Origin of the sequence: Streptomyces catenulae, from assembly GCF_000718015.1 — a bacterium.
GTDB classification, from domain to species: Bacteria; Actinomycetota; Actinomycetes; order Streptomycetales; family Streptomycetaceae; genus Streptomyces; species Streptomyces catenulae.
In genome coordinates this window covers 391,438-416,523 of sequence record NZ_JODY01000002.1, presented here as the reverse complement: position 1 = coordinate 416,523, position 25,086 = coordinate 391,438, and the positions used below count along the sequence as shown (strand labels likewise).

General features: G+C 75.2%; 14 protein-coding genes and 2 pseudogenes. 7 read left to right on the top strand and 9 right to left on the bottom strand.

The genetic code is table 11. The features are described from left to right. Positions 1-56: 56 nt before the first annotated feature. Genes scoD through IF23_RS0103960 form a run of 4 tightly spaced genes read right to left on the bottom strand, consistent with a single transcriptional unit; the run spans position 57 to position 2,789 of the window. Entirely contained in the window at positions 57-569 is a 513-nt protein-coding gene (gene scoD, locus IF23_RS0103975; protein WP_030279782.1) for a (2E)-enoyl-ACP glycyltransferase, read from the bottom strand. Beyond that, on the bottom strand, positions 566-1,453 hold the full coding sequence (gene scoE / locus IF23_RS0103970) for a (3R)-3-[(carboxymethyl)amino]fatty acid oxygenase/decarboxylase (protein ID WP_030279780.1): 888 nt from the start codon (positions 1,451-1,453) through the stop codon (positions 566-568). The genes scoD and scoE overlap by 4 nt, the downstream gene beginning before the upstream one ends. A gap of 32 nt (positions 1,454-1,485) precedes the next feature. Further along, positions 1,486-1,734 carry an acyl carrier protein gene (locus IF23_RS0103965; protein WP_030279778.1) on the bottom strand — a complete coding sequence of 83 codons (249 nt, stop codon included), beginning with the start codon at positions 1,732-1,734 and terminating at the stop codon, positions 1,486-1,488. A gap of 23 nt (positions 1,735-1,757) precedes the next feature. Continuing rightward, the gene (locus IF23_RS0103960) at positions 1,758-2,789 is read right to left on the bottom strand and encodes a beta-ketoacyl-ACP synthase III (RefSeq protein WP_030279776.1); all 1,032 of its coding nucleotides are present in this window, start codon (positions 2,787-2,789) and stop codon (positions 1,758-1,760) included. A 539-nt stretch (positions 2,790-3,328) separates the two neighbouring features. On the opposite strand from IF23_RS0103960, the gene IF23_RS0103955 reads away from it, so the two are divergent. The 7 genes and pseudogenes from IF23_RS0103955 (at position 3,329) to IF23_RS0103925 (ending at position 20,465) form a co-directional block, all read left to right on the top strand. Continuing rightward, complete coding sequence (locus IF23_RS0103955) at positions 3,329-9,025, top strand: type I polyketide synthase (protein WP_051739176.1); 5,697 nt, start codon at positions 3,329-3,331, stop codon at positions 9,023-9,025. Positions 9,026-9,047: 22 nt separating this feature from the next. Beyond that, a complete protein-coding gene (locus tag IF23_RS0103950; RefSeq protein ID WP_425423793.1) occupies positions 9,048-14,666 on the top strand; it encodes a type I polyketide synthase in 5,619 nt (1,872 codons plus the stop codon). Between the two features lie 58 nt (positions 14,667-14,724). Further along, positions 14,725-16,317, top strand: a pseudogene (locus IF23_RS0103945) (beta-ketoacyl synthase N-terminal-like domain-containing protein); the annotation flags it as partial. Between the two features lie 260 nt (positions 16,318-16,577). Further along, on the top strand, positions 16,578-18,164 hold the full coding sequence (locus IF23_RS0103940) for a long-chain-fatty-acid--CoA ligase (RefSeq protein WP_030279767.1): 1,587 nt from the start codon (positions 16,578-16,580) through the stop codon (positions 18,162-18,164). Between the two features lie 50 nt (positions 18,165-18,214). Further along, a complete protein-coding gene (locus tag IF23_RS0103935; protein WP_051739173.1) occupies positions 18,215-19,444 on the top strand; it encodes a cytochrome P450 in 1,230 nt (409 codons plus the stop codon). After that, entirely contained in the window at positions 19,441-19,677 is a 237-nt protein-coding gene (locus IF23_RS0103930) for a ferredoxin (RefSeq protein WP_030279763.1), read from the top strand. The genes IF23_RS0103935 and IF23_RS0103930 overlap by 4 nt, the downstream gene beginning before the upstream one ends. Next, the gene (locus tag IF23_RS0103925; protein WP_030279761.1) at positions 19,674-20,465 is read left to right on the top strand and encodes a methyltransferase domain-containing protein; all 792 of its coding nucleotides are present in this window, start codon (positions 19,674-19,676) and stop codon (positions 20,463-20,465) included. Before IF23_RS0103930 ends, IF23_RS0103925 begins: the two co-directional genes overlap by 4 nt. 54 nt (positions 20,466-20,519) lie before the next feature. Here IF23_RS0103925 and IF23_RS0103920 read toward each other — a convergent pair whose 3' ends face one another. From IF23_RS0103920 to IF23_RS0103900, 5 genes and pseudogenes are all read right to left on the bottom strand, one after another. Further along, positions 20,520-20,930 (bottom strand): PaaI family thioesterase, encoded by a 411-nt coding sequence (locus IF23_RS0103920; protein ID WP_051739172.1) that lies wholly within the window; start codon positions 20,928-20,930, stop codon positions 20,520-20,522. A gap of 144 nt (positions 20,931-21,074) precedes the next feature. Then, positions 21,075-21,407 (bottom strand): hypothetical protein, encoded by a 333-nt coding sequence (locus tag IF23_RS0103915; RefSeq protein WP_030279757.1) that lies wholly within the window; start codon positions 21,405-21,407, stop codon positions 21,075-21,077. Further along, positions 21,404-22,087: pseudogene (ribA, locus tag IF23_RS0103910) on the bottom strand (GTP cyclohydrolase II); the annotation flags it as partial. The gene IF23_RS0103915 and the pseudogene ribA, both read right to left, overlap by 4 nt. Positions 22,088-22,173: 86 nt before the next feature. Further along, positions 22,174-22,965, bottom strand: a complete 792-nt coding sequence (locus tag IF23_RS31860; protein WP_051739170.1) for a nitroreductase family protein — start codon at positions 22,963-22,965, stop codon at positions 22,174-22,176. A 64-nt stretch (positions 22,966-23,029) separates the two neighbouring features. Beyond that, the gene (locus tag IF23_RS0103900) at positions 23,030-24,571 is read right to left on the bottom strand and encodes an AMP-binding protein (protein ID WP_051739168.1); all 1,542 of its coding nucleotides are present in this window, start codon (positions 24,569-24,571) and stop codon (positions 23,030-23,032) included. Positions 24,572-25,086 lie beyond the last annotated feature (515 nt).

Below are 25,086 nucleotides of genomic sequence, written 5' to 3'. Positions count from 1 at the left end.
ACCTTCCTGGGACGCGCCGCCGCGGCGGCCGCCCGCCGGGGACGGCCGCCCGCGGGTCAGGGCAGTCGGGTCAGGGCGAGGGTGGCCTCGCCCTGGCACCGGCCGCCGTGTGCGTCGTGGTAGCGGTGGGTGGTTTCGGCGATCAGGAGCGGGGTGCCGCCGCGGGGGGTGCGCCGGGTCAGCCGCTTCAGGGTGAATTCTCCCTGGAAGGCGCGCGGGTCGACCGGCCGGGGGAAGCGGCTCTCGAAGCGGACGATGAGGATGTCGGGGAGCTGCCGCTTCCAGTAGTCCGCCATCGTCCACTCCGCGAACTGCGGCAGCAGCCGGTCCCGCACCGCGACCGCGAGGGCGTAGTACATCAGCTGGTTGTAGCAGATGTTGACCTCGACGGAGTTGAGGTGCCCGGTGTCGTCGATGTAGCAGGACTCGGGGATGGCGAACTCGCCGCGGGCGGTGAGTGTCCCGTCGTCCGCGGTGACCTCCGCCGACCGCAGATAGGTGCAGTGCGCCTTGTAGGGGGCGAGCACCCGGGTCAGCAGGTCCGGTTCGGCTGTGCCGGTGGCGCTCACGCGGCCGCCGTCTCGTACAGCGGGCGGGCGTCGTGGACGGTGACGCGGTGCGAGACGGTCGGCTCGGGGGTGGTGGTGTGGCGGGCGCGGTGGATGAGGCTGCGGTTGTCCCAGATCAGCAGGTCGCCCTTGCCGAACTCCTGGAGGTGGAGGGCCTCGTGCGTCAGCTCCTCGTCGAGCTGGCCGGTCTCCTTGAACAGCCGGGCCAGGAGCGCGTCGTCGAGCGGGGTGCCGTCGGCGTCCTCCAGACCGACGGTGAAGCCCTCGCTGAGGTAGAGGACGGTCTCGCCGGTCATGGGGTGGGTGAAGGTCGTGGGGTGGAGCACCGCGGGGGTCTTCCGCTCGACCTCCTCGATGATCTCCGAGATCGGGCGGTAGACGTCCGACGGGCGGATCTTGAAGTACTTGCGGACGCTGTGCCGCCCGTTGGTGCCCGCCACCGCCTGCTTCAGCTCGTCGGGCAGCCGCCGGTAGGCGGCGCCCATGTCGAGGAAGTAGGTGCCGCGGTTCTTCTCCGGGACGACCTGGGGGTGGATGAGGGTGATGCCGAACGGGTCCGGCATGAACTGGTAGTCGGCGTGCCAGAACTTGCCGGTCTTGGGGACGCCGATCTGCTTGCCGTTCTCCGGCACGTTCGACGAGACGAAGATGTCGGGGTTGTCGGGGTGGTGGTACATCGGCTCGTAGTACGCCTCGGGGCGGCCGAACCGGGAGCCCAGGTCGTGGAAGGACTGCGGGGAGAGGTGCTGCCCCTTCAGCACGACGATCTTGTGCTCGTAGACGGCGGACAGGACGCGTGCGACGGCCGCCTCGGAGGCGGTGGTGTGGTCGAAGCCCTCGACGGTGACGCCGAGCTGCTTTCCGGCCTGCGGGGTGATCTGCATGGGGGCTCCTGGGAGGTGGCGGGGGAGGGGGGTCAGGCGGCGTCGGCGGGGAGTTTGGCGTCGATCAGCCGCACGGTCTGTGCCAGCGTCAGGTCCTCGGTGAGTTCGTCGTCGCCGACCTCGATGCCGAGGGTCCGCTCGATGCGCAGCGCGATCTCGACCATCGTCAGCGAGTCGACGCCCAGCTCGACGAAGGTTGCCTCCGGGGTCAGCGCCTCGGCCGGGGCGTCGTGGAACTCGCCCAGGAGGGCGGTCAGTCGGTCGTACGTGGCGTGGGTCATCGCCGGTCCTTTCCGCCGGTCGGTCACCGGTCGGTCGCGGGGCTGAGGTCGGGCCAGCGCAGTGCGCACGAGCCCCAGGTGAGGCCGCCACCGAAGCCGGTGAGCAGCACCCGGGCGCCCGGTGTCAGCGCACCGGTGGCGTGGGCGTCGTCGAGGGCCAGCGGGATGGAGGCGGCGCCGGTGTTGCCGACGTCGACGAGGTGCCGGGCGCACCGCTCCCGGGCGACGCCGAGCCCGTCCGCCACGGAGTGCAGGATGCGCAGATTGGCCTGGTGGGCGACGAGGTGGTCGACGTCGTCGGGGTGCCATCCGGCGGCGGCGAGGGTGGTCCGCGCGGACGCGGTCATCCGGGTCACCGCCTGGCGGTAGACCTCCTTGCCGCGCATCGCGAAGTGCCGGTCGGCGCGCGGGGTCTGCGCCGTGAGGGGGCTGCGGGAGCCGCCCGCCGCGATGAGGATGGCCTCCTCCGCGCCGCCGTCGCTGCCGAGGTCGAAGTGGCCCACCGCGCCCGGCTCGTCGGGCGAACCGGCACGCAGGACGACCGCCCCGGCGCCGTCGCCGAAGATGATGGCGTTGGTGCGGTCGGTCGGGTCGACGACGGACGAGTAGACGTCCGCGCCGATCAGCAGAACGCGGGTGGAGACGCCCGCGGCGATCAGCCCGGCGGCGGTGGCGAGCCCGTAGAGGAAGCCGGTGCAGACCGCCGACACGTCGAAGGCGGCGGCGCCCGTCAGCCCGAGCCGGGCGGCCACCAGGGGAGCGGTGGCCGGGCAGCGGCGGTCGGGGGTGACGGTGGCGACCAGGACGGTGTCCGCCGGTTCGCCGCCCGCCGCGTCCAGCGCCCGCCGTCCGGCCGCGACGGCCAGGTCGGAGGTGGCCTCACCGGGGGCCGCGGCGCGGCGGTTGCGGATGCCGGTGCGGGTGGTGATCCACTCGTCGGTGGTCTCCAGCCGCGCGGAGAGTTCCGCGTTGCTGACGACCCGTTCGGGCAGCCGACCGCCCACACCGCACAGTACGGCGGCGCGTCCGGGCGCCCCGGGAGGTATTCCGCTCATGTTCACGACCAGCCTCTGGAGAAGAGAGAGAACGGGCGGAGAATTCCTGCGGTGCATTTCTGCGCCGCATTCCGCCCGTCACGGGGAGAGGTGTTCTCAGCAAAAGACGCCGCGGCGTTCCCTGTCAATCAAAGGCCGTGTTTCTGAAGTGATTCTAAAGCCGCTCTAAAGGTGCCGCGCGGGGTGCAGGGCGGGCGGGATGTTGCCGACAGGCCGTCCGGTATGAGTTCCTGACGTGCGGGGATGCGGGAGAGTGTAGGGGTGGCGCGCTTCCGTACGGTACGGCACCCGGCCGTTTGTGTGTCCCGTTCCCCGAGATCGTCGCTTGCGTTCCCCGTGAGCTGCGGCGTATCAAATGAACCGGTCGTCCGGAACGCCGCGGTGCGGAATTGTTCCGGGCGTCGTTGACGCTTTTCCGCTGCCCGTGTGAGACCGGCACGTGGTACCGCGCGGATTCATTTGGAGGCGCGTTTCCCATGGAATCGACTTCGGCACCCGCCTGGCCTGCCGCCGACCGCCCCGGCGGGGAACGGCGCCGGGTGCTGCTCGGCGTGGTCCGCGCGCACCTGGCGGAGCTGCTCGGATACCCGGTGCCGGAGGACGCGTCCGAGGTGCCCTTCCTCGACCTGGGGATCGACTCCCTCACCGCGGTCGACCTGCGCGACCGGCTCGGCGCCGGGAGCGGGCTGCGCCTGCCGTCCACCCTGGTCTTCGACCACCCCACCCCGGTGGCGCTCGCCGCCTTCCTCGACACCCTGCGGACGGCGGACTCCGCGCCGCCCGCGGACGCCCCGTCGGACACCGCTCCGGCCGATGCCCCCGCCGCGGAACCGACCGGGCCCGCCGCCGACGACGACCCCGTCGTCATCGTCGGGATGGCCTGCCACTTCGCCGGTGGCGTCGACTCGCCCGAAGACCTCTGGCGGCTGCTCGCCGCCGGGGACGACGCCATCGGCCCGCTCCCCACCGACCGCGGCTGGGACCTGGACGCGCTCTACGACCCGGACCCCGACCGGTCGGGCACCAGCTATGTCCGCGGGGGCGGTTTCCTCGACCGCGCCGCGGAGTTCGACGCCGCGTTCTTCGGCATCTCGCCCCGCGAGGCGCTGGTCATGGACCCGCAGCAACGGCTGCTGCTGGAGACGTCGTGGGAGGCGCTGGAGCGCGCCGGGATCGACCCCGCGGCGCTGCGCGGCTCGCCCACCGCGGTCTACGCCGGGGTCGCCGACTTCGACCACGCGCTGACCGCCCGGCCGGTCCCCGACAGCGACATGTACTACACGACCGGCACCCACCACAGCGTCGCCTCCGGGCGTATCTCCTACGCGCTCGGGCTGGAGGGCGCGGCGCTGACCGTCGACACGGCGTGCTCGTCGTCGCTGGTGACGCTCCATCTGGCGGCGCAGGCGCTCCGCCAGGGCGAGTGCGCGCTGGCGCTGGCCGGGGGTGCGACGGTCCTCTCCGGGCCCAGCGTCCACCAGGGCTTCAGCCGTCAGCGCGCCCTCTCCCCGGACGGCCGCTGCCGCGCCTTCGCCGACGGCGCCGACGGCTTCGGTCCCGCCGAGGGCGTGGGCATGCTCGTCCTGGAGCGGCTGTCGGACGCGCTCCGCGCGGGTCGCCGGATTCTGGGTGTGGTGCGGGGTTCGGCGGTGAATCAGGACGGTGCGTCGAACGGTCTGACGGCGCCGAGTGGTCCGGCGCAGCAGCGGGTGATCCGTCAGGCGCTGGCGTCGGCGGGCCTGTCGGCGTCGGACGTGGACATGGTCGAGGCCCATGGGACGGGGACGCCGTTGGGTGACCCGATCGAGGCGCAGGCGCTGCTCGCCACGTACGGACAACGGCCGTCGGATGCGCCTCCCTTGCTGCTCGGTTCGGTGAAGTCGAACATCGGGCACACCCAGGCGGCCGCGGGCGTCGCCGGAGTCATCAAGTCCGTGCTCGCCCTGGAGCACGGGACCGTCCCCGCCTCGCTCCATGTCGACGCGGTCTCCTCGCACGTCGACTGGACGGCCGGTGCCGTGGAGGTCGTCCGGGAGGCCGCGCCCTGGCCGCCGACCGGGCGGCCACGCCGCGCCGGGGTCTCCTCCTTCGGCATGAGCGGCACCAACGTCCATGTGATCGTCGAGCAGGCACCGCCCGCGGTGGAACGGGAACCGGCTCCGGCCCCGCGCGGCGCCGCCGGTCCGCTGCTGTGGCCGGTCTCCGGCCGCGGGGACGCCGCACTGCGCGCCCAGGCCGGACGGACGGCGGAGTATCTGCGGGGCGACGACGGGGCGCCCGACGCGGCGGTGGCCGCCGCCCTCGCCGGACGGACCGGGTTCGAGCGGCGGGCGGTGGCGCTCGCCGCCGACCGGACGGGCGCCGCCACCGCGCTGGCGGCGCTCGCCACCGGCGCGGAGCCGGACTCCGTCGTCACCGGCACCGCCCCGGCGGGCGCCGCCACCGGCGGCACCGTGCTGGTCTTCCCCGGCCAGGGCTCCCAATGGGCGGGCATGGGGCGGGAACTCCTCGACGCCTCACCGGTGTTCGCCGACTGGGTCGCCCGCTGCGAGCGGGCCTTCGCCCCCTACCTGGACTGGTCGCTGACCGCCCTGCTCCGCGACGAGGACAGCACCGTCTCCCTCGACCAGGGCGACGCGGTGGTGCAGCCCGCGCTCTTCACCGTCATGACGGGCCTCGCCGCACTGTGGCGGCACCACGGGGTGACCCCGGCGGCGGTCGTCGGACACTCCCAGGGCGAGATCGCCGCCGCCCATGTCGCCGGGGCGCTGACCCTGGACGACGCGGCGAAGATCGTCGCACTGCGCGCCGGACTCCTCACCGAGCTGGCCGGGCGCGGCGCGATGGCCACGGTGATGCTGGGCCGCGCCGAGACCGCCGCGAGGATCGCCGACTGGGACGGCGCCCTCACCGTCGCCGCCGTCAACTCCCCGTCCGCCACCGCCGTGTCGGGCGACGCCGCCGCGGTGACGGAGTTCCTCGACCGGATGGCCGCCGACGGCATCTGGGCCCGCCGCATCCCCATCGACTACGCCTCGCACTCCGCCCAGACCGAGATCCTGGCCGACCGGCTGCACACCCTCCTCGCGGACATCACCCCGCTGCCCGGCGACGGCACGCTGTTCTGCTCGACGGTGACCGGCGGCCCGGTGGACCCGGCGGAGCTGGACGGCTCGTACTGGTACCGCAACCTCCGGGAGACCGTCGACTTCCAGGGCGCCGTCAGCCACCTCCTCGACCGCGGCTTCCGGGTCTTCGTCGAGGCGGCGGCCCACCCCGTGCTGACGATGGCGGTCGACCGGATCCTGGAGGAGCGCGGGCACGAGGGCGTGGTGCTGGAGACGCTGCGGCGCGGCGACGGCGGCGCGGACCGGCTGGCCCGGTCGCTGGCGCGGGCGTACGTCCGCGGCGTGGACCTGGACTGGTCCGCCGTCCTCGGCGCCGACCCGGCCCACGCCCGGACCCTGCGCACCGCCCTGCCCACCTACGCCTTCCGGCACGAACGGTTCTGGCCCGCCCCGTCCCACGGCCGCGGCGCCCCGGAAGCCCTCGGCGTCACCGCCGCGGACCACCCCTTCCTGGGCGCGGCCGTCGAACTGCCCGCCACCGGCGGCACCGTGCTGACCGGCCGGATCTCCCTGGCCGCGCAGCCGTGGCTGGCCGATCACGCGGTCGGCGGCGCCGTCCTGCTCCCCGGCACCGCCTTCGTCGAACTGCTGCTACGTGCCGGGCAGGAGACCGGCTGCCCCGAGATCGCCGAACTCGTCCTGGAAGCCCCGCTCTTCCTCCCCGAGCGCGGCGCCCTCCACCTCCAGGTCGCCGTGGACGCCCCCGACGCGGCCACCGGCGACCGCCCCGTCACCGTCCACGCCCGCCCCGCGGACGACCCCGACGCCCCCTGGACCCGGCACGCCACGGGCACCCTCACCGCCGAGGAGCCCGCGCCGGACGGGGCCGACCCCGCCCCCTGGCCCCCGGCCGACGCCCGCCCCGTGCCGCTCGACGACTTCCACGACCGGACCGCCGCCCGCGGCTTCGGCTACGGGCCCGCCTTCCGCGGACTGACCGCCGTCTGGCGCCACGGCGACGCCCTCCTCGCCGAGGTCGCACTGCCCGACGCCGTGCCGGACGCCGGACGGTTCGCGCTCCACCCGGCCCTCCTGGACGCGGCGGTCCACCCGATGCTGCTGAACGGCGGGCTCGACGATTCCGCCGACGGGCCCTGGCTGCCGTTCACCTGGAGCGGCGTCCGCAGCCACGCCACCGGCGCCGACCGGCTGCGGGTCCGGCTGACCCCGCAGGGCCCCGGCACCGTCGCCGTCGACCTGACCGACCCCACCGGCGCCCCCGTCGCCACCGCCCGCTCCCTGGTGACCCGGCCCGTCCCCGCCGACCGGCTCCGCCCCGCCGCCGACGGCCGCGCCCTGCACCGCCCCGTCTGGCAGCCCTGGGACCTCCCCGCCGCGACCGGACCCGACGCCACCTGGGCGGTGCTCGGCACCGACCCCGCCGACTGCCCGCCGGGCCCCACCGTCCACACCGGACTCGCGGCGCTCCGCGCCCGCCTCGACGCCGGGGAGCCGGTGCCCGACACCGTCCTGCTGCCGTGCGCCGGACCGTCGGGCCCGGACCTGCCCGGCGCCGCCGAGACCGCCACCACCACGCTCCTGGCCACCCTCCAGCAGTGGCTCGCCGACGACCGCTGCGCCGCCTCCCGCCTGGTGATCGTCACCTCCGGAGCCGTCGCCGCCACACCGGGGGAGGACGTCACCGACCTGGCGGCGGCGCCCCTGTGGGGCCTGGTGCGGTCGGCGCAGAGCGAGAACCCGGGCCGGTTCCTCCTGGTGGACACCGACGGCACCGACGCCTCCCGCCGCGCCCTGCCCGCCGCCCTGGCCGCCGCCCGCGACGCCGACGAACCCCAGCTCACCCTGCGCGCCGGACGCGCCGCCCGGCTCCGCCTCACGCCGTACCGACCCACGGACGGCGGCGCACCCGGACGGACGGCGGGGAGCGCCGCGCCCGCCCTCGACCCGGACGGCACCCTGCTGATCACCGGCGGGACCGGCACCCTCGGCGGCGCCCTCGCCCGCCACCTGGTACGCCGCCACCGCCCCGCCCATGTCCTCCTCGCCGGACGCCGCGGACCCGACGCGCCGGGCGCCACCGAGCTGGCGGCCGAACTGACCGCCCTCGGCGCCGAGGTGACCGTCGCCGCCTGCGACACCACCGACCGCGCCGCCCTCGCCGCGCTCATCGACGGCGTGCCCGCCGCCCACCCGCTCACCGCCGTCGTCCACGCCGCCGGAGTCCTCGACGACGGCGTCCTCCCCTCCCTCACCGCCGAGCGCACCATCCGCGTCCTCGCCCCCAAGGTGCGGGCCGCCTGGCACCTCCACGACCTCACCCGCGGCCACGACCTGGCGCTGTTCGCCCTGTACTCGTCCGCCTCGGGCCTCCTGGGCACCGCCGGGCAGGCCAACTACGCCGCCGCCAACACCTTCCTCGACGCCCTCGCCGCCCACCGCGCCGCCCACGGACTGCCCGCCACCTCCCTCGCCTGGAGCCTGTGGGACGAGACGACCGGACTCACCCGCCACCTCGACCAGGGCAGCCGCACCGACCGCCTCGCCCGCCTCGGCATCGGCACCCTCACCACCGCACAGGGCCTCGCCCTCTTCGACACCGCGGCGGCCACCGCCGAACCCCTGCTGGCCCCCGTCCCGCTCACCGCGCACACCCCCGGCGCCGAACCGCCCGCCCTGCTGCGCGCCGCCGCACCCGCCGCCCCGCGCCGCGCCGCCCCCGCACGGACCGACGCGGAGCCGGACGGCCTCACCCGGCGGCTGCGCGCCGCCGACCCGGCCGAACGCGACCGCCTCCTGCGCCGGTTGGTGCAGGCGGAGGTCCGTGCGGTGCTCGGCGCCCAGGACCGGGACGCGGCGCCCGACCGCCGCCTGGGCGACCTCGGCTTCGACTCCCTCGCCACCGTCGAACTCCGCAACCGCCTCTCCCGCGCCACCGGCCTGCGGCTGCCCTCCACCCTGGTCTTCGACCACCCCACCCCCGCCGACATCGCCGGATACCTCCGCACCCGGCTGCTCCCGGACGCCCCCGCCCCGCAACCGGCACCCCCGGCCGCACCCGCCACCGCCCCGCGCCCCGGCGACACCGCCGACATCGCCGCGATGGACGTGGACGCCCTGATCCGGCTCGCGCTCGACGACCACTCCTGACGCCACGGCAACAACGAGGTTCGTGATGGAAACCCCCGACACCCCCGGCGCGCCGCGCCCGCCGCACGCCCCCGACGCCAAGGTCGTCGAGGCGCTCCGAGCGTCCCTGACCGAGGCACGGCAACTGCGCCGGGAGAACCAGCGGTTGCGGGACGCCGCCGACGAGCCGATCGCCGTCGTCGGCATGGCCTGCCACTACCCCGGCGGCATCGACTCGCCCGAAGACCTCTGGGACGTGGTCGCCGCCGAGGGCCGCGTCCAGGGCCCGTTCCCCGACGACCGCGGCTGGGACCTGGACGCGCTGTACGACCCGGACCCGGAACACCCCGGCACCAGCTATGTCCGCGAGGGCGGCTTCCTCGACGCCACCACCGGTTTCGACGCCGCGTTCTTCGGCATCTCGCCCCGCGAGGCGCTGGCGATGGACCCGATCCAGCGGCTGCTCCTTGAGACGTCGTGGGAGGCGCTGGAGCGCGCCGGACTCGACCCGGCCACGGTGAAGGGCAGCCGCACCGGCGTCTTCACCGGCGCCTTCCCGTCCAACTACTCCCTCCTCCTCCAGCCGGTGTTCGACCAGGTCGAGGGGTACTTCGACCTCGGCACCACCTCCAGCGTCGCGGCCGGACGCCTCGCCTACGTCCTCGGTCTTGAGGGCCCGACCCTCGCCCTCGACACGGCGTGCTCGTCGTCGCTGGTGACGCTCCATCTGGCGGCGCAGGCGCTGCGCCGCGGCGAGTGCACGCTGGCGCTGGCCGGGGGCGTCACCGTGATGCCCACCCCCACCGTCTTCATCGAGTTCAGCCGTCAGCGCGCCCTCTCGCCCGAGGGCCACTGCAAGCCCTTCGCCGACGCCGCCGACGGCACCTCCCTCAGCGAGGGCGTGGGCGTCCTGGTCCTGGAGCGGCTGTCGGACGCGGTGCGCGCGGGTCGTCGGATTCTGGGGGTGGTGCGGGGTTCGGCGGTGAATCAGGACGGTGCGTCGAACGGTTTGACGGCGCCGAGTGGTCCGGCGCAGCAGCGGGTGATCCGTCAGGCGCTGGCGTCGGCGGGCCTGTCGGCGTCGGACGTGGACGTGGTCGAGGCTCACGGGACGGGTACGGCGTTGGGTGATCCGATCGAGGCGCAGGCGCTGCTCGCCACGTACGGCCAGCGCCCGTCGGATGCTCCGCCGTTGCTGCTCGGTTCGGTGAAGTCGAACATCGGGCACACCCAGGCGGCTGCGGGCGTCGCCGGGGTGATGAAGGCGCTGCTGGCGATGGAGCACGGGACCGTCCCGGCGTCCCTCCATGTCGCGCCGGCGTCCACCCATGTGGACTGGGCCGAGGGCGCCGTGGAGGTCGTCCGGGAGGCGGTGCCCTGGCCGGACGTGGACCGCCCCCGCCGGGCGGGCGTCTCCTCCTTCGGCGTCAGCGGCACCAACGCCCATGTGATCGTCGAGCAGGCGCCGCCCGCCGAGCCCGGCCCGGACACCGACGCGACGGCCGCGCCCCGGCCCGTGGCGCCGCTGCTGTGGCCGGTCTCCGGACGCGGGGACGCCGCACTGCGTGCCCAGGCCGGACGGCTCGCGGAGTTCCTGCGCACCGACCGGACGGCGGAGCTGCCGGACGCGGCGGTGGCGGGCGCGCTCGCCGGGCGCACCGGATTCGCGCAGCGGGCCGTGGTGCGGGCCGCCGACCGGACGGCCGCCGCCGCGGCGTTCGACGCGCTCGCCGCCGGGGTCGAGCACCCCGCCACCGTCACCGGCACCGTCCCGGAGAACCCCGGCGAGGGCGTCGCACTGGTCTTCCCCGGCCAGGGCTCCCAGTGGATCGGCATGGGCGCCGGACTCCTGCGCACCGTGCCGGAGTTCGCCGACTGGGTCGCCCGCTGCGAGCGGGCCTTCGCCCCCTACCTGGACGTACCGCTGACGGCCTTCCTGAAGGGCGAGACCGACGACCCGGCCGCCTACGACGATCTGGCGGTGGTACAGCCCGCGCTCTTCACCGTCATGACGGGCATCGCCGCACTGTGGCGCCGCTGCGGGGTCACCCCGGCGGCGGTCGTCGGACACTCGCAGGGCGAGATCGCCGCCGCGTATGTCGCCGGGGCGCTGAGCCTGGACGACGCGGCGAAGATCGTCGCGCTGCGCGCCGCCTGCCTCAACGCCCTCACCACGCCCGGCGCGATGGCCTCCGTGCTGCTCGGCCGCGCCGCCGTCGAGGAACGGATCGCCGCCTGGGACGGCCGGGTCACCGTCGCCGCGGTCAACTCCCCGGCCGCCACCACGATCTCCGGTGAGGTCGCCGCCGTCGAGGCGGTCCTCGACCGGCTCGCCGCCGACGGCGTCCGCGTCCGCCGCATCCCGGCGGAGCGCGCCGGACACTCCGCCCATGTGGCGGAGGTGGAGGACCGGCTGCGTACCGCCCTCGCCGACCTGACGCCGCTGCCCGGCAACGGCACACTGTTCTGGTCGACGGTGACCGGCGGCCCGGTGGACCCGGCGGCGCTGGACGGCTCGTACTGGTACCGCAACCTCCGGGAGACCGTCGACTTCCAGGGCGCCGTCACCCACCTCCTGGACCACGGCGTCCGCGCCTTCGTCGAGGTCAGCCCGCGCCCCGTCCTCACCGCGGCGGTGACACAGATCGCGGACGACGCCGGACACGGCTGCGTGGTCCTGGAGTCGCTCCGCCGCGACGAGGGCGGCGCCGACGACTTCGCCCGGTCGCTGGCGCAGGCGTACGTCCACGGCGTGGACCTGGACTGGCCCGCCGTCCTCGGCGCCGACCCCCGGCAGACCCGGGAAGCCCGGACCGCCCTGCCGACCTACGCCTTCCGGCACGAACGGTTCTGGCCGGTGCCGCCCGCCACCACCGCCGGGGACCCCGCCCACCTCGGCGTCGGCGGGGTGGACCACCCGCTGCTGGGCGCCGCCGTCCAGCTGCCCGGCACCGGCGGCACCGTCCTCACCGGCCGGATCTCCCTCGCGGCGCAGCCGTGGCTGGTCGATCACGCGGTCGGCGGCGCCGTCCTCCTCCCCGGCACCGCCTTCGTCGAACTGCTGCTCCGTGCCGGGCAGGAGACCGGCTGCCCCGAGATCGCCGAACTCCTCCTGGAAGCCCCGCTCTTCCTCCCCGAGCAGGAACCCGTCCGCCTGCACCTCGCCGTCGACGCCCCCGACCCGGCCACCGGCGACCGCACCGTCACCGTCCACGCCGCCCCCGGCGACGCCCCCGACACCCCCTGGACCCGGCACGCCAAGGGCACCCTCACCGCCGGGCACCCCGCCCCGGCCCCCGCCCCCACCGCCTGGCCGCCACCCGGCGCCGTACCCGTACCGCCCGACGAGCTGTACGCCCGGCTCGACACCATCGGCGCCGGATACGGGCCCGCCTTCCGCGGGCTGACCGCCGCCTGGCGCGACGGCGACACCCTCCACGCCGAGGTCGCACTGCCCGACGCCGTCCCGGACGCCGGACGGTTCGCGCTCCACCCCGCCCTCCTCGACGCGGCACTCCACCCGCTCGGGCTCACCGGCCCCGGGCTGCGCCTCCCGTTCGCCTGGCGCGGCGCCCGTCTGCACACCCCCGGCGCCACCGCGCTCCGCGTCACCCTCACCCCCGAGGGCGCCGACTCCGCCGCGGTCACCGTCACCGACGGCACCGGCCGCCCGGTGTTCCACGCCGACGCCCTCACCCTGCGGCCCGTCGACCCGGCGGCCGTCGCCGCATCCGGCGGCGCCCACCGGGACGCGCTGTTCCGCACCGTCTGGCACCCCCGGCCCGCCACCGGTCCGGGCGGCGGCACCTGGGCCGTCCTCGGCTCCGCCCCGCCCGTCCCCGGCGCCCGCCACCACGACCGGCTCGCCGACCTGCAGACCGCGACGGCGGCGGGTGAGGCGCCGCCCGACGTCCTCGTGGCGGCGCTCCCCGGACCCGAGGACACCCCGCCCACCGGGGACCTCGCCGACCGGACCCGCGCCGCCACCACCGCGGCGCTGACCCTGCTCCGGACCTGGCTGGCCGACCCCCGCCTGACCGGACGGCTGGTGCTCGTCACCCGCGGCGCCGTGGCCGCCGCCCCCGGCGACGCCGTCCCCGACCTCGCCCACACCGCCCTGTGGGGCCTGGTCCGCTCCGCCCAGCAGGAACACCCGGGCCGCCTCGTCCTCCTCGACACCGACGCGGACCCCGCGGCGCCGCGCACCCTGCCCGCGGCCGTCGCCACCGGCGAACCCGAACTCGCCCTGCGCCGCGGCACCGTCCTCGTCCCCCGCCTGGAACGCGCCGGGACACCGGCACCGGCGGACGACGCGCCCCTCGACCCCGACGGCACGGTCCTGATCACCGGCGGCACCGGCGTCCTCGGCTCCCTCGTCGCCCGCCACCTCGTCACCGCACACGGCGCCCGCCACCTCCTCCTCACCGGCCGCCGGGGCCCCGACGCGCCCGGCGCCGCCGCCCTCGCCCGCGACCTGCGCGACCTCGGCGCGGCCACCGTCACCCTCGCCGCCTGCGACGCCGGGGACCGGGAAGCCCTCGCCCGGCTCCTCGCCACCGTCCCCGGGGACCGGCCGCTGACCGCCGTCGTCCACACCGCCGCCGCCCTCGACGACGGGGTACTCGCCGCCCTCGACGCCGACCGCGTCGCCCGGGTGCTGCGGCCGAAGGCCGACGCCGCGCTCCACCTCCACGACCTCACCGCCCATCTGCCGCTCCGCCGCTTCGTCCTCTTCTCCTCCCTCGCCGGGGTGCTCGGCGCGCCCGGCCAGGCCAACTACGCCGCCGCCAACGCCCTGCTGGACGGGCTGGCCCGCCACCGGCACGCCGCCGGGCTCCCCGCCACCGCCCTCGCCTGGGGCTACTGGGAGCGCACCGTCGAACGCGAGGAGCAGTTGGACCGCGACGACCTCGCCGCCCAACTCCGCCGCACCGGCGTGCTCCCGCTCCCCACCGACCAGGGCGTGGCCCTCCTCGACACCGCCCTGGCCACCACCGAACCCGCCCTGACCGCCGTCCGCTTCGACCTCGCCGCCCTGCGGCAACGCCCCGGCGGCCCACCCCCGCTCCTGGGCGCCCTGCTGCCCGCCGCGGCCCGCCCCGCCCCGCACGGCGCCGACGCCGACGCCCTCCGCGCCCGGCTGGCCGCACTGGACGCCCCCGGCCGCACCGCCGCGCTGCTCACCCTCGTCCAGGAACGCGTCGCCACCGTCCTCGGCCACCCCGCCGGACAGGCCGCCCGCACCGTCCCCGCCGAACGCCACCTCACCGACCTCGGCTTCGACTCGCTCACCGCGGTGGCGCTGCGCAACGCCCTCGACGAGGCGACCGGACTCCGGCTCCCCGCCACCCTCGTCTTCGACCACCCCACCCCCGCGGCGCTCGCCCAGGACCTCGACACCCGGCTGACCCCCACCGGGTCCACGGCGCCACCCGACGTCCCCGGAACGCCGGACGCCCCCGCCGAGGCGCTGCACGGTGCGCTCGACCGGCTCACCGCCGCCCTGGAGGGCACCGGACCGGGCGAACGGGCCGCCGCCGCGGCCCGGTTGACGGCGCTCCTCGCCGAACTGCGCGACGACACCGGCCCGGACGACGGGCTGGACGCCGCCACCGACGAACAGCTCTTCGGCCTCATCGACGAGGAACTCGGCACCCACTGACGGGGCGCCGGGCAGCGCCCCGTCCCGTACCGCCCCGACCGGCCCAAGGAAGGCATCCATGGCAGACGAACGCCAGCTGCGCGTCTACCTCGAACGCGTCACGCGGGAACTGCGCCGCACCCGGCGGGAGCTGGCCGCGGCCGAGGAACGGCGGCACGAGCCGATCGCCGTCGTCGGGATGGCCTGCCGCTACCCGGGCGGCGTCGAGACCCCCGACGACCTGTGGCAACTGCTCGCCGACGGCCGCGACGCCACCTCCGGCCTCCCCACCGACCGCGACTGGGACCCGGCACCGGCCGGAGCCACCACCCGCGGCGGATTCCTGCACGGCGCGGCCGACTTCGACCCCGCGCCGTTCCGGATGACCGACGAGGAGGCCGCACTCTGCGACCCCCAGCAACGGCTGCTGCTGGAGACCGCCTGGGAGGCGCTGGAGCGGGCCGGGATCGACCCCACCGCACTGCGCGACAGCCGCACCGGCGTCTACGCCGGGGTGATCTACAACGACTACGGCGGACGCGTCCGCGACGCCCCGCCCGGCACCGGCGGCGCCCTCCTGGTCGGCAGCGCCCCGAGCGTCGCCTCCGGCCGGATCGCCTACACCCTCGGCCTCCAGGGCCCCGCCGTCACCGTCGACACCGCCTGCTCCTCGGCGCTCGTCGCCCTGCACACCGCCGTGCACGCACTCCGCGCCGACGAGACGGACCTCGCGCTGGTCGGCGGCGCGTCCGTGATGGCGACGCCCGCCGCGCTCACCGCGTTCGGCGCCCAGGGCCTGCTGGCGCCGGACGGCCGCTGCAAGTCCTTCGCCGCCGGGGCGGACGGCTGGGGCGTCGCCGAGGGCGCCGGACTGGTGGCCCTGGAGCGTCTGTCGGACGCCCGGCGCCACGGCCGCACCGTCCTCGCCGTCATCCGCGGCTCCGCCGTCGTCCAGGACGGCGCCTCCCACGGGCTGACGGCCCCCAACGGCCTCGCCCACCGCCGGATGATCCACCAGGCGCTGGCCGCCGCCCGCGTCCCCGCCCACTCCGTCGACGCGGTGGAGGCACACGGCACCGGCACCCCGCTCGGCGACCCCGTCGAGGCCCAGGCGCTGTGCGACACCTACGGCGCCGAACGCGAGGCCGGACGGCCCCTGTGGCTGGGCTCCCTGAAGTCCAACATCGGCCACACCCAGGCCGCCGGCGGCATCGGCGGCCTGATCAAGATGGTCCTCGCCCTCCGCCACGGACAGCTGCCGCGGACCCTGCACGCCGACGAACCCTCACCCCACCTCGACTGGAGCGCCGGAACCGTCCGGCTACTCACCGAGGCCGTGCCCTGGCCGACCGCGCCCGGCCGCCCCCGCCGCGCCGCCGTCTCCTCGTTCGGCATCAGCGGCACCAACGTCCACGTCATCCTGGAGGAGGCCCCGGCCGACGCGCCCGCCGAGGAGACCACGACCCCCGCCGCCCGGCCCCCGTCCGGCCCGGACCACGCCCCGCCCTGGCCGCTCTCCGCCGCCGACGAGGCCGGGCTCCGCGCCCAGGCCGCCCGCCTCGCCGCCCACCTCACCGCGCACCCCGAAGCCTCCGTCCTCGACGTGGCCCGCACCCTCGCCACCGCCCACGCCGGACAGCCGTGCCGCGCCGCGGTCCTCGGCGCCGACCGGGCGGCCCGGCTGCGCGCCCTGACCGTCCTCGCCGACGGCGCCGACGCCCCCGGCCTGCTCCGCCCCGGCCCCCGCACCGCCCCCGGCCCGGACCCCGACCCCGGCACCGCCCTCGCCGAGGCCCACTGCCGGGGCGAACGGCCCGACTGGGACGCCGCGTTCGCCGCCACCGGGGCCCGCCTGACCCCACTGCCCACCTACGCCTTCCGGCGCCGCCGCCACTGGCTGCGCGCCGCACGCATCTGAAGGGCCGCTCCACCATGACCAGACACCCCGCGCCCCCGCCGACGCACCGCACCCTCGACGCCCGGCTCGCCTTCCACGCCACCCACCGGCCCGAATACCCCGCGCTCGTCTGCGGCGGCGTCGAGGTCACCTACGGACGCCTGTACGCCGAGAGCGCCCGCGGCGCCCTGGCGCTCGCCGCGTCCGGCCTCACCAAGGGCTCCCGCGTCGGCTACCTCGGCAAGGAGTCGGTGCGCTTCTACGAGCTGCTGTACGCCTGCGCGGCCGCCGGAGCGGTCCTCGTCCCCGTCAACTGGCGCCTGGCGCCCACCGAGGTCGAGTACATCCTGCGCGACTCCCGCGCCGAACTCCTCTTCGTCGAGGAGGAGTTCCTGCCCACCGCCCACAAGATCCGCCCCGACCTGCCCGACCTGCGGCACCTGGTGCTCCTCGACGGCACCGACGAGTCGGCCCGCACCCTCAAGGACTGGAAGGACACCGGACGCGGCGCCGCCGCCCCGGCCCCCGCCACCACCGACGACGCCGTCGCCCAGATGTACACCAGCGGCACCACCGGCCTGCCCAAGGGCGTCGTCCTCGCCCACCGCAGCTTCTTCGCCGTCCGCGGGCTGCTCGACGACGCCGGACTCGACTGGATCGACTTCCGCCCCGACGACGTCAGCCTCATCGGCATCTCCGGCTCCCACATCGGCGGCCTGTGGTACGCCACCCAGGGCTTCAACGCCGGGGTCACCAACGTCGCGCTCCGCTCCTTCGGTGGCCGCGAGGTGCTCCACCTCATCCGCGAGTCCGGCGTCACCACCGCCTTCCTCGTCCCCGCCATGCTGCTGATGCTGCTCTCCGAACCGGACGCCGCGGAAGCCGACTTCGCGACCCTGCGCAAGGTGGTCTACGGCGGCTCCCCGATCTCCGAATCCCTCCTCCAGCAGTGCATCTCCGTCATGCGGTGCGACCTCGCGCAGATCTACGGCCTCACCGAGACCGGCAACACCGCCGTCTGCCTGCCGCCCGCCGACCACGTCCCCGGCAGCCCCCGGCTGCGCGCCGCCGGACGCGCCTACCCCGGCATCGAACTGCGGATCGTCGCCCCCGACGGCCGCGCCCTGCCGCCCGGCGAGGTCGGTGAGGTCTGCATCAAGACGCCCGCCCGGATGCTGGAGTACTGGCGGCTGACCGACGCGACCGCCGCCACCCTCCGCGACGGCTGGCTCCACACCGGCGACGCCGGATACCTCGACGCGGACGGCTACCTCTTCATCCAGGACCGCATCAAGGAAATGATCGTCAGAGCCGGGGAGAACATCTTCCCCGCCGAGGTCGAGAACGCCCTCTGCGCCCACCCCGCCGTCCTGGACGCCGCCGTCATCGGCGTCCCCGACGACCGCTGGGGCGAGGCCGTCCACGCCTTCCTCGCCCTCCGCCCCGGCGCCTTCGCCGCCCCGTACGAGATCCGTACCTTCCTGCGCGGACGGCTCGCCGACTTCAAGGTCCCCACCCGCTACACCGTCGTCGACTCCGTCCCCCGCAACCCCAGCGGCAAGATCCTCCGCCGCACCCTGCGCGAGCAGTTCTGGGCCGACCGCGACCGCGCGGTCAACTGACCGCCGCCCACCCGAAGAGCCGAGCCTCCCGCCGGAAGAGAAGAGCTGACATGTCCGAGCAGCCCGTCCCCGCCTTCAAGCCGTACGAAGGCAAGGCCGCCCACCCCTGGGAGCAGCTGGCCGCCGACCGCGCCCGCTGCCCGATCGTCCACTCCCCGGAACTCGACTCCGTGCAGGTCACCTCGTACGAGGCGGTGAAGGAGATAGGCCGCAACCACGAGGCGTTCTCCTGCACCTACAGCGCCGCCTGGCCGCTGGAGGAGCCGGTCCCCGAGGAGCTGCAGGTCTTCACGCTCGCCGACCCGCCCCGCCACACCCGTCAGCGCCGCCTCATCGTCCGGGCGCTGTCCGCGTCCCGCATCAACCGCATGCGGCCGTTCACCGAGCGGACGGTCAACGACCTCATCGACGGGCTCGCCGCCCGCGGCGGCTCCTTCGACCTCGTCACCGATTTCGCCTCCCCGGTGAGCGAGACCCACATCTCCGAACTCCTCGGCATCCCCGAAGCGGACCGCGAGTACGTCCTGCGCACCGCGCTGCTGCCGGAGTCCACCGGCCTCGCCAACACCGAGGGACTGGCCTCCCCCGAGCTGGAGGCGTGGAGCGACTACCTCCGCGAGACGGTGCGCACCCGACGCGCCGCCGGGCCCGGCGCCGACGACCTCACCACCACGCTCTGCTTCGCCGAGGAGAACGGCGACCGCTTCGCCGAGCGGGAGATCGGCCTGCTCATCCTCGGCCTGATCGCCGGCAACGCCTCCACCGGCGCCGCCATCGGCAACCTCGTCCGCGCCCTGGAGCAGCACCCCGACCAGAAGACGGCGTACCTCGGCGACATCGACGGACTGACCGAAACCCTCGTCGAGGAGGGCCTGCGCTACGACGGGCCGATCCTCGGCCTGTACCGCCGCACCCTCAAGGAGGCGGAGCTGCCCGGCGGGCACGTCTCCCGGCCCGGCGAGCGGATCTACTTCTCGCTGGGCGCCGCCAACCACGACCCGGAGATCTTCGACCGGCCCGACGAACTCCGCCTCGACCGGGACCGGAAGGAGCTGCCCGCCTCCATGGCGTTCGGCTACGGCGTCCACCACTGCATCGGTATGAACCTCGGCCGCCTCCAGGCCGAGGTCGCCCTGTCCACGCTCTACCGCCGCCTGCCCGGCCTGCGGCTGCGCCCCGGCTTCACCCCCGAGCAGGTGCCCGGACCGATGTTCCGCTCCTGGACCTCCCTGGAGATGGTCCACGACGGCCCGGTCCTGCCCCGCACGGACCGCGCATGAGCGGCCCCGTCGAGCGGACCACCGCAACCCGCAGGGTGAGCGTGGACCACGCCCTGTGCAGCGGCACCGGCCACTGCGCGGAGACCGTCCCCGCCGTCTTCCGCCTCGCGGACCGGCGGGCCTGGCTGCGGCCGGACGCCGACCTGGACGCGGCCGACGCGCAAGCCCTCGTCCGCGCCGAGACGATCTGCCCCTGGATGGCCGTCACCTTCGAACGACAGGAGTCCACATGAGCTACGTGCTCGACCCGGCATGGCACGCGGAGCGCGCCCGCCTGGAGAACATCTGCGCGCTCTACGACCCGGGCACCGCCGAACTCTGCGACCGCCTCGGCCTCGCCCCCGGCTGGCGCTGTCTCGACGTCGGCGCCGGGACCGGCGGGGTGGCGCAGCGCCTCGCCGACCGCGTCGGTCCGGACGGCGAGGTGCTGGCCGTCGACGCCGACACCCGCTTCCTGGAACCGCTCGCCGGGGGCGTGCTGGGCGTACGGCGGATGGACGTCACCGCCGAACCGCTGCCCGAGGGCCGGTTCGACCTCGTCCACTCCCGGCTGCTGCTGGAACACCTCACGTCCCCGGAGCCGGTGCTGCGGTCGATGGTCCGGGCGGCCCGGCCCGGCGGCTGGGTGCTGGTGGAGGACATCGACTGGACCACGGTGCGCGCCGTCGACCCGCCCTCACCCGCCCACGACCGCGTCGTCACCGCCCTGCTCACCGCCCTCGCGGTCGGCCCCTACGACCAGCACTTCGGCCGGAAGGTGCCGCGGCTGCTGCGCGCCGCCGGACTGCGTGACGTCCAGGTGCGTGCGGTGTCGCTGCCGCTCTCCGCCGACCCGGTCGCCGGACAACCGGCCTGGGACCTGCTGATCGAGCAGCTCGCGCCCCGGCTGCTCGCCGCCGGGCTCGTCGACCAGGACGACCTCGACGCCTTCCACCGGCTCTGGCGGGACGGCGACATCCTCGGCTTCGGCCCGCTGATGGTCAGCGCCTGGGGCCGTCGGCCGGACACGGCGGAGGTCTGACGCGCGACGGTCGGCCCCGGAGCCCGGGGCCGACCGTTCGGCGGTGACCGGGCGTCAGCGGGGGTGGCCCGCGGCCGGTGTCACCGCCCGCTCCCGCGCCACGTGCAGCAACTGCACCGTCGCGCGGCTCACCAGCCGGTTGCGGTCGTCGAAGACCTCCGCGGACCACAGCTGCTGGGTGAAGCCGCGGTGGACGGGGACCGCGCAGAGGTGCAGGGTGCCGTCGACCGCCGGGCGGACGTGGTGCATCTGGGTGTCCGCGCAGACCGCCGCCTCACCCTCCCCGGCGTTGAGGGTCCCGCCCGCCGCCGTCGCGCTCTCGGTCAGCGCCGCCAGCACACCACCGTGCACCGTGCCCCGCGCGCCGTGTATGCGTGGGGACAGGGTGAGCGAGGCGAGCACCCGCCCGGGGGACACCTCCTCGTAGCGGATGCCGAGCAGGTCGTCGAGGGGATGCCGTGGCATGGGCAGCAAGGGTCTGCTCCCTTCAGGTGGGCCGGCACCGCGGGCGGGCGCCGCTGCACGAGGGGTCGGCGGCCGCGCGCGTGGACCCGGCCGCCCCGGGGCGGCCGGGCGGGTGCGGGCCCGTCGCCGGGCCCGCACCGGTGCTCAGATCCAGTCCGGCTGCTCCGGGGGGATCCGGCGGCCGTTGGCGATGAAGAACGAGCGGATGACGTTGCCGCGGGCCAGCTGGCGGTTGCGCGGCCCGTCGAACGCCGCGGAGAACTCCTTGACCCGGTCGCTGTAGAAGCCGCGCTTGCGGTACTTGCGGGTCTCCTCGTTGAAGATCTCCGCGATCATCTCGTCCGGCGTCCGCCCGACGAACTCGGCGAACTCGGCGACGGTGTTCAGCCTCGCGTCGCGGTCCTTCGTGTCCAGGTCCGACAGCTGGGCCGCGTACCGCTGGACGGTGATCAGATCGTGAAAGGCAGTGTCGGTCATGGGCTTTCCTCAGCAGGCGCCGGCGCGGGCGCCGTCGTCGTGGTGGTTCGGGGCGGGTGGGAACGGTCGGGGCCGGCGGGCCCGGCGGGGGAGTCCAGACCGTCGAGGAGGTGCCCCATCCGGGACCGCTTGGTCCGCAGATAGCGCAGGCTCTCCCCGTGCGTCGGGGCGAGCAGCGGCACCCGGTCGGCCACCCGCACGCCGTGCCGGGCGAGCGCGGTGACCTTGTCGGGGTTGTTGGTCAGCAGCCGTACGCCGGTGATGCCCAGGTCGTGGAGGATCGCCGCGCCCGCGCCGTAGTCCCGGCCGTCGACCGGCAGCCCCAGCGCCACATTGGCGTCCACCGTGTCCAGACCGGTGTCCTGGAGCTGGTAGGCGCGCAGCTTGGCGGCGATGCCGATACCGCGGCCCTCGTGACCGCGGAGGTAGACCACCGCGCCGGTGCCCTCGGTCGCGACCCGCCGCAGCGCCTCGTCGAGCTGCGCACCGCAGTCGCACCGCAGCGACCCCATGAGGTCGCCGGTGGCGCACTCGCTGTGCAGCCGCACCAGCGCGTCGGCCGCCCCGGACACCTCGCCCGCCACGAACGCCAGATGCTCCACACCGTCCGCCGCCGCGTACGCCACGCAGCGCAGCTCGCCGTGGGCGGTCGGGATGCGGGCCTGGGCCAGGCGGCGGACTCCCGCGGAGCCGTCGGGGTGGGCCGGAGGCCGCGACGGCGCCCGGGAATCGGGCACCACCGCAGCCTCCGACATCAGCTCGGCTCTCACTCGGGGAGACCGAACATCCCCGCCAGGGCACGCAGCTCCGCCTTGCGGTGCGGCAGCGGCGCGGGCGCCTGGATCATCCCGGCGTCGGACAGCTCGGCGACGACCGACTCGTCGCTGCCGTAGCTGGTGCCCCAGGTGCCGTCGAAGTACAGGTCCTCGAAGTCGGGGCGGGGCCGCTGGCCGCCCGCCTCGATGCTCTCGGCGGAGTAGCCGACCAGCTGGATCTGGGTCGGGATGACGCTGTCGGGCATCTTCAGCAGCTCACGGATCTGCTCCCGGCGGCCGGTGACCAGGCCGGTGCCCAGACCCTCGTCCGTCGCGGCGAGCAGCGCCGAGCCGACCCCGAGACCGCACTCGAAGGCGCTGAGCCACTTCGCGAACTCGACGTCACCGGCGAGCACGTTGAAGTCCGGCGTCTTCATCACGACGCTGTCGACGAACTCCTCGGACCAGCCGTAGCTGGAGGTCAGGGAGCCCGACTCGATCAGCTTGAGCAGCGCGGGACGCAGCGGCTCCCACCCGGCCATGTCGGTGCACCACACGATGGCGACCGGCGCCTGGTGGGCCTGCGGCTGGTTGTAGACCGCGTCGATCAGTCCGTCGCGCACCGCGTCCGGGGTCTCGCCCTTGGTGATGACAACGGCCTTACGGACCTCCTGCGCGTTGCCGTGGTGCGACTGGAGCCGCGCGGCGTGCAGGATCTTCTGGACCTTCTCCTTCTCCACCGGGCGCCATGCCTGGTAGTAGCGGGTGGTGCGGCGCGTACCGACGGCGCGCTTGAATTCCATGGATACTCCTCATGTTGATGGATGGATATCCACCGGTGCGGGCGTCATCAGCGCCCGCACCGGGTCAGCGACCGCGAAGCAGATGCTTGCGGATCTTGCCTACCGAGGTGCGCGGCAGTCCTTCGACGACCGCCACACACCCCGGAACCTTGAACGGCGCCAGCCTGGCCGCACACCACTCGATCAACTCGCCCTCGCTGAAGGGGTGTTGACCGTTGAGGACGACGAAGACCTTCACCGTCTCGTCCCGGATCGGGTCCGGGACCCCCACCACCGCCGACTCGAAGACCGCCGGGTGCGCGTTGACGACCCGCTCGATCTCGCTCGACGACACGTTCTCGCCCGCCCGCTTGATGACGTCCTTGCCGCGGTCCACGAAGTGCACGAACCCGTCGCCGTCCACCCGGACGTGGTCCCCGGTCCGCAGCCAGCCGCCGCCCAGCGCCTCGGCGGTCGCCTCCGGATCGCCGAGGTAACCGGCCATCAGGGTCCGCCCCGGCACGCCGCCGACCAGCAGTTCGCCGCTCTGACCGCGGACGACGTCCCGCAGCCGCTCGTCGACGATCCGCAGCCGCGCGCCGGGCACCGGACGGCCCATGCTCTGGTTGCGGCGCCGCCCGTGCAGCGGATTCATCAGCGGCGGCGCGACGGTCTCGGTCATGCCGTACAGCTGGAGCAGCGGCACCCCGAAGCGCTCCTCGAACTCGGCGAGTTGGGCGTCGGTGACGTTCTGCGCGAAGAGCACGGAGCGCAGCCGGTGCGCGGTGTCGTACGCCGACGGGCGTTGCGCCAGGATCATCCGGATCGGCGCGGCGAACAGGCTCGCCACCGTCGCCCCCAGCCGCACCGCCTGCTCCGACCAGCGCGAGGCGCTGAACCGCGGGGCCAGTGCGATCGATGCGCCGGTGACCAGCGCGGACATCGAGGAGTAGTACTGCGCGTTGCCGTGGAACAGCGGCAGCACGATCAGCTGCCGGTCCTCCTGCCGCAGCCGCAGCTGCCGGGCCACCACCTCACCGGAGTGCAGATACGCCGCGTGCGGGACGACGACGCCCTTGGGGCGGCTGGTGGTGCCGGAGGTGTAGAGCACCCCGAGCGGCGCCGCCGGATCGTCCACCACCCGCGCGGGCCGGGCGGGCGCCGTGGCCAGCGCCCGCTCCAGCGACTCCGAGCCGGTCACCAGCAGCTGTTCGCAGCAGGGCGAGTCGATGGCGGCGACCTGTGCGGTGGTGAGCAGCTCGGGCTGGGTCAGGCTCAACCGGCACTCGGCGTGGGAGAGGACGTAGGAGAGTTCGTCGGCGGTGGACAGGGGGTTGGTGGGGACCATGACGGCGCCCGCCTTCGCCGCGCCGAACCAGGCGTCGAAGAACTCGGGCCGGTTGGTCAGATGGACGTGGAAACGGCTCCCGGGACCGATGCCCCGGCTGACCAGAAGGTCGGCCATCCGCTCGGCGCGGCGGTCCATCTCGCCGTAGCTGACCGTCGTGACCGCACCGGACTCGTCCAGGAAGGAGAGGAACGGGCGGCCCGGATGGCTCCGGGCGCGTCGCCGCAGGACACCGTGGACGGTGTCCGGTCCTGGGCTGCTCTGCCGTAGTGGTTGCACGCGGAACAGAGTCCGTGGCGTAGATCAGTTCCGGCGTAACGAACCATCAACTCGCTGTTAACGGAGGGCTGGTGGGGTGAGTTCGCGCGCGGGCCCCGGAACGGCGGAGAGCACCGGACGGCAGGGCGTCCGGTGCTCGGGGGAGAGGGTGGAGGGGCGGGCCCGCAGGGCGGAGTCGGGGGAACTCCCGGGCCCGCCCCTCCGGCGCCGGTCGCCTTCAGGGGGCGACCGGTGGAGCGGGCCCCGCGGCAACGGTGCGGCCCGGGCGGGGGAGGACGTCCCGGGACGCGGCCGTGAGGATTGCCGCGGGGCGGTCAGAGGGTCAGGAACGGGGCGAGCCGTGCCGCCCGGGGCCCGACCGGGGCTCCTGGTGGCGGGGGCAGCGCGCACACCGGCACGGCGGGAACGCCGCGCTGATCGCTGGATGCGGCGGCGCCGTGCCCAACGGCACGTCCACGTAACGGACTTCGGTCCGGGCGGAGGTCGTGGGGTCGATCCGGTACACGTTCATGGTC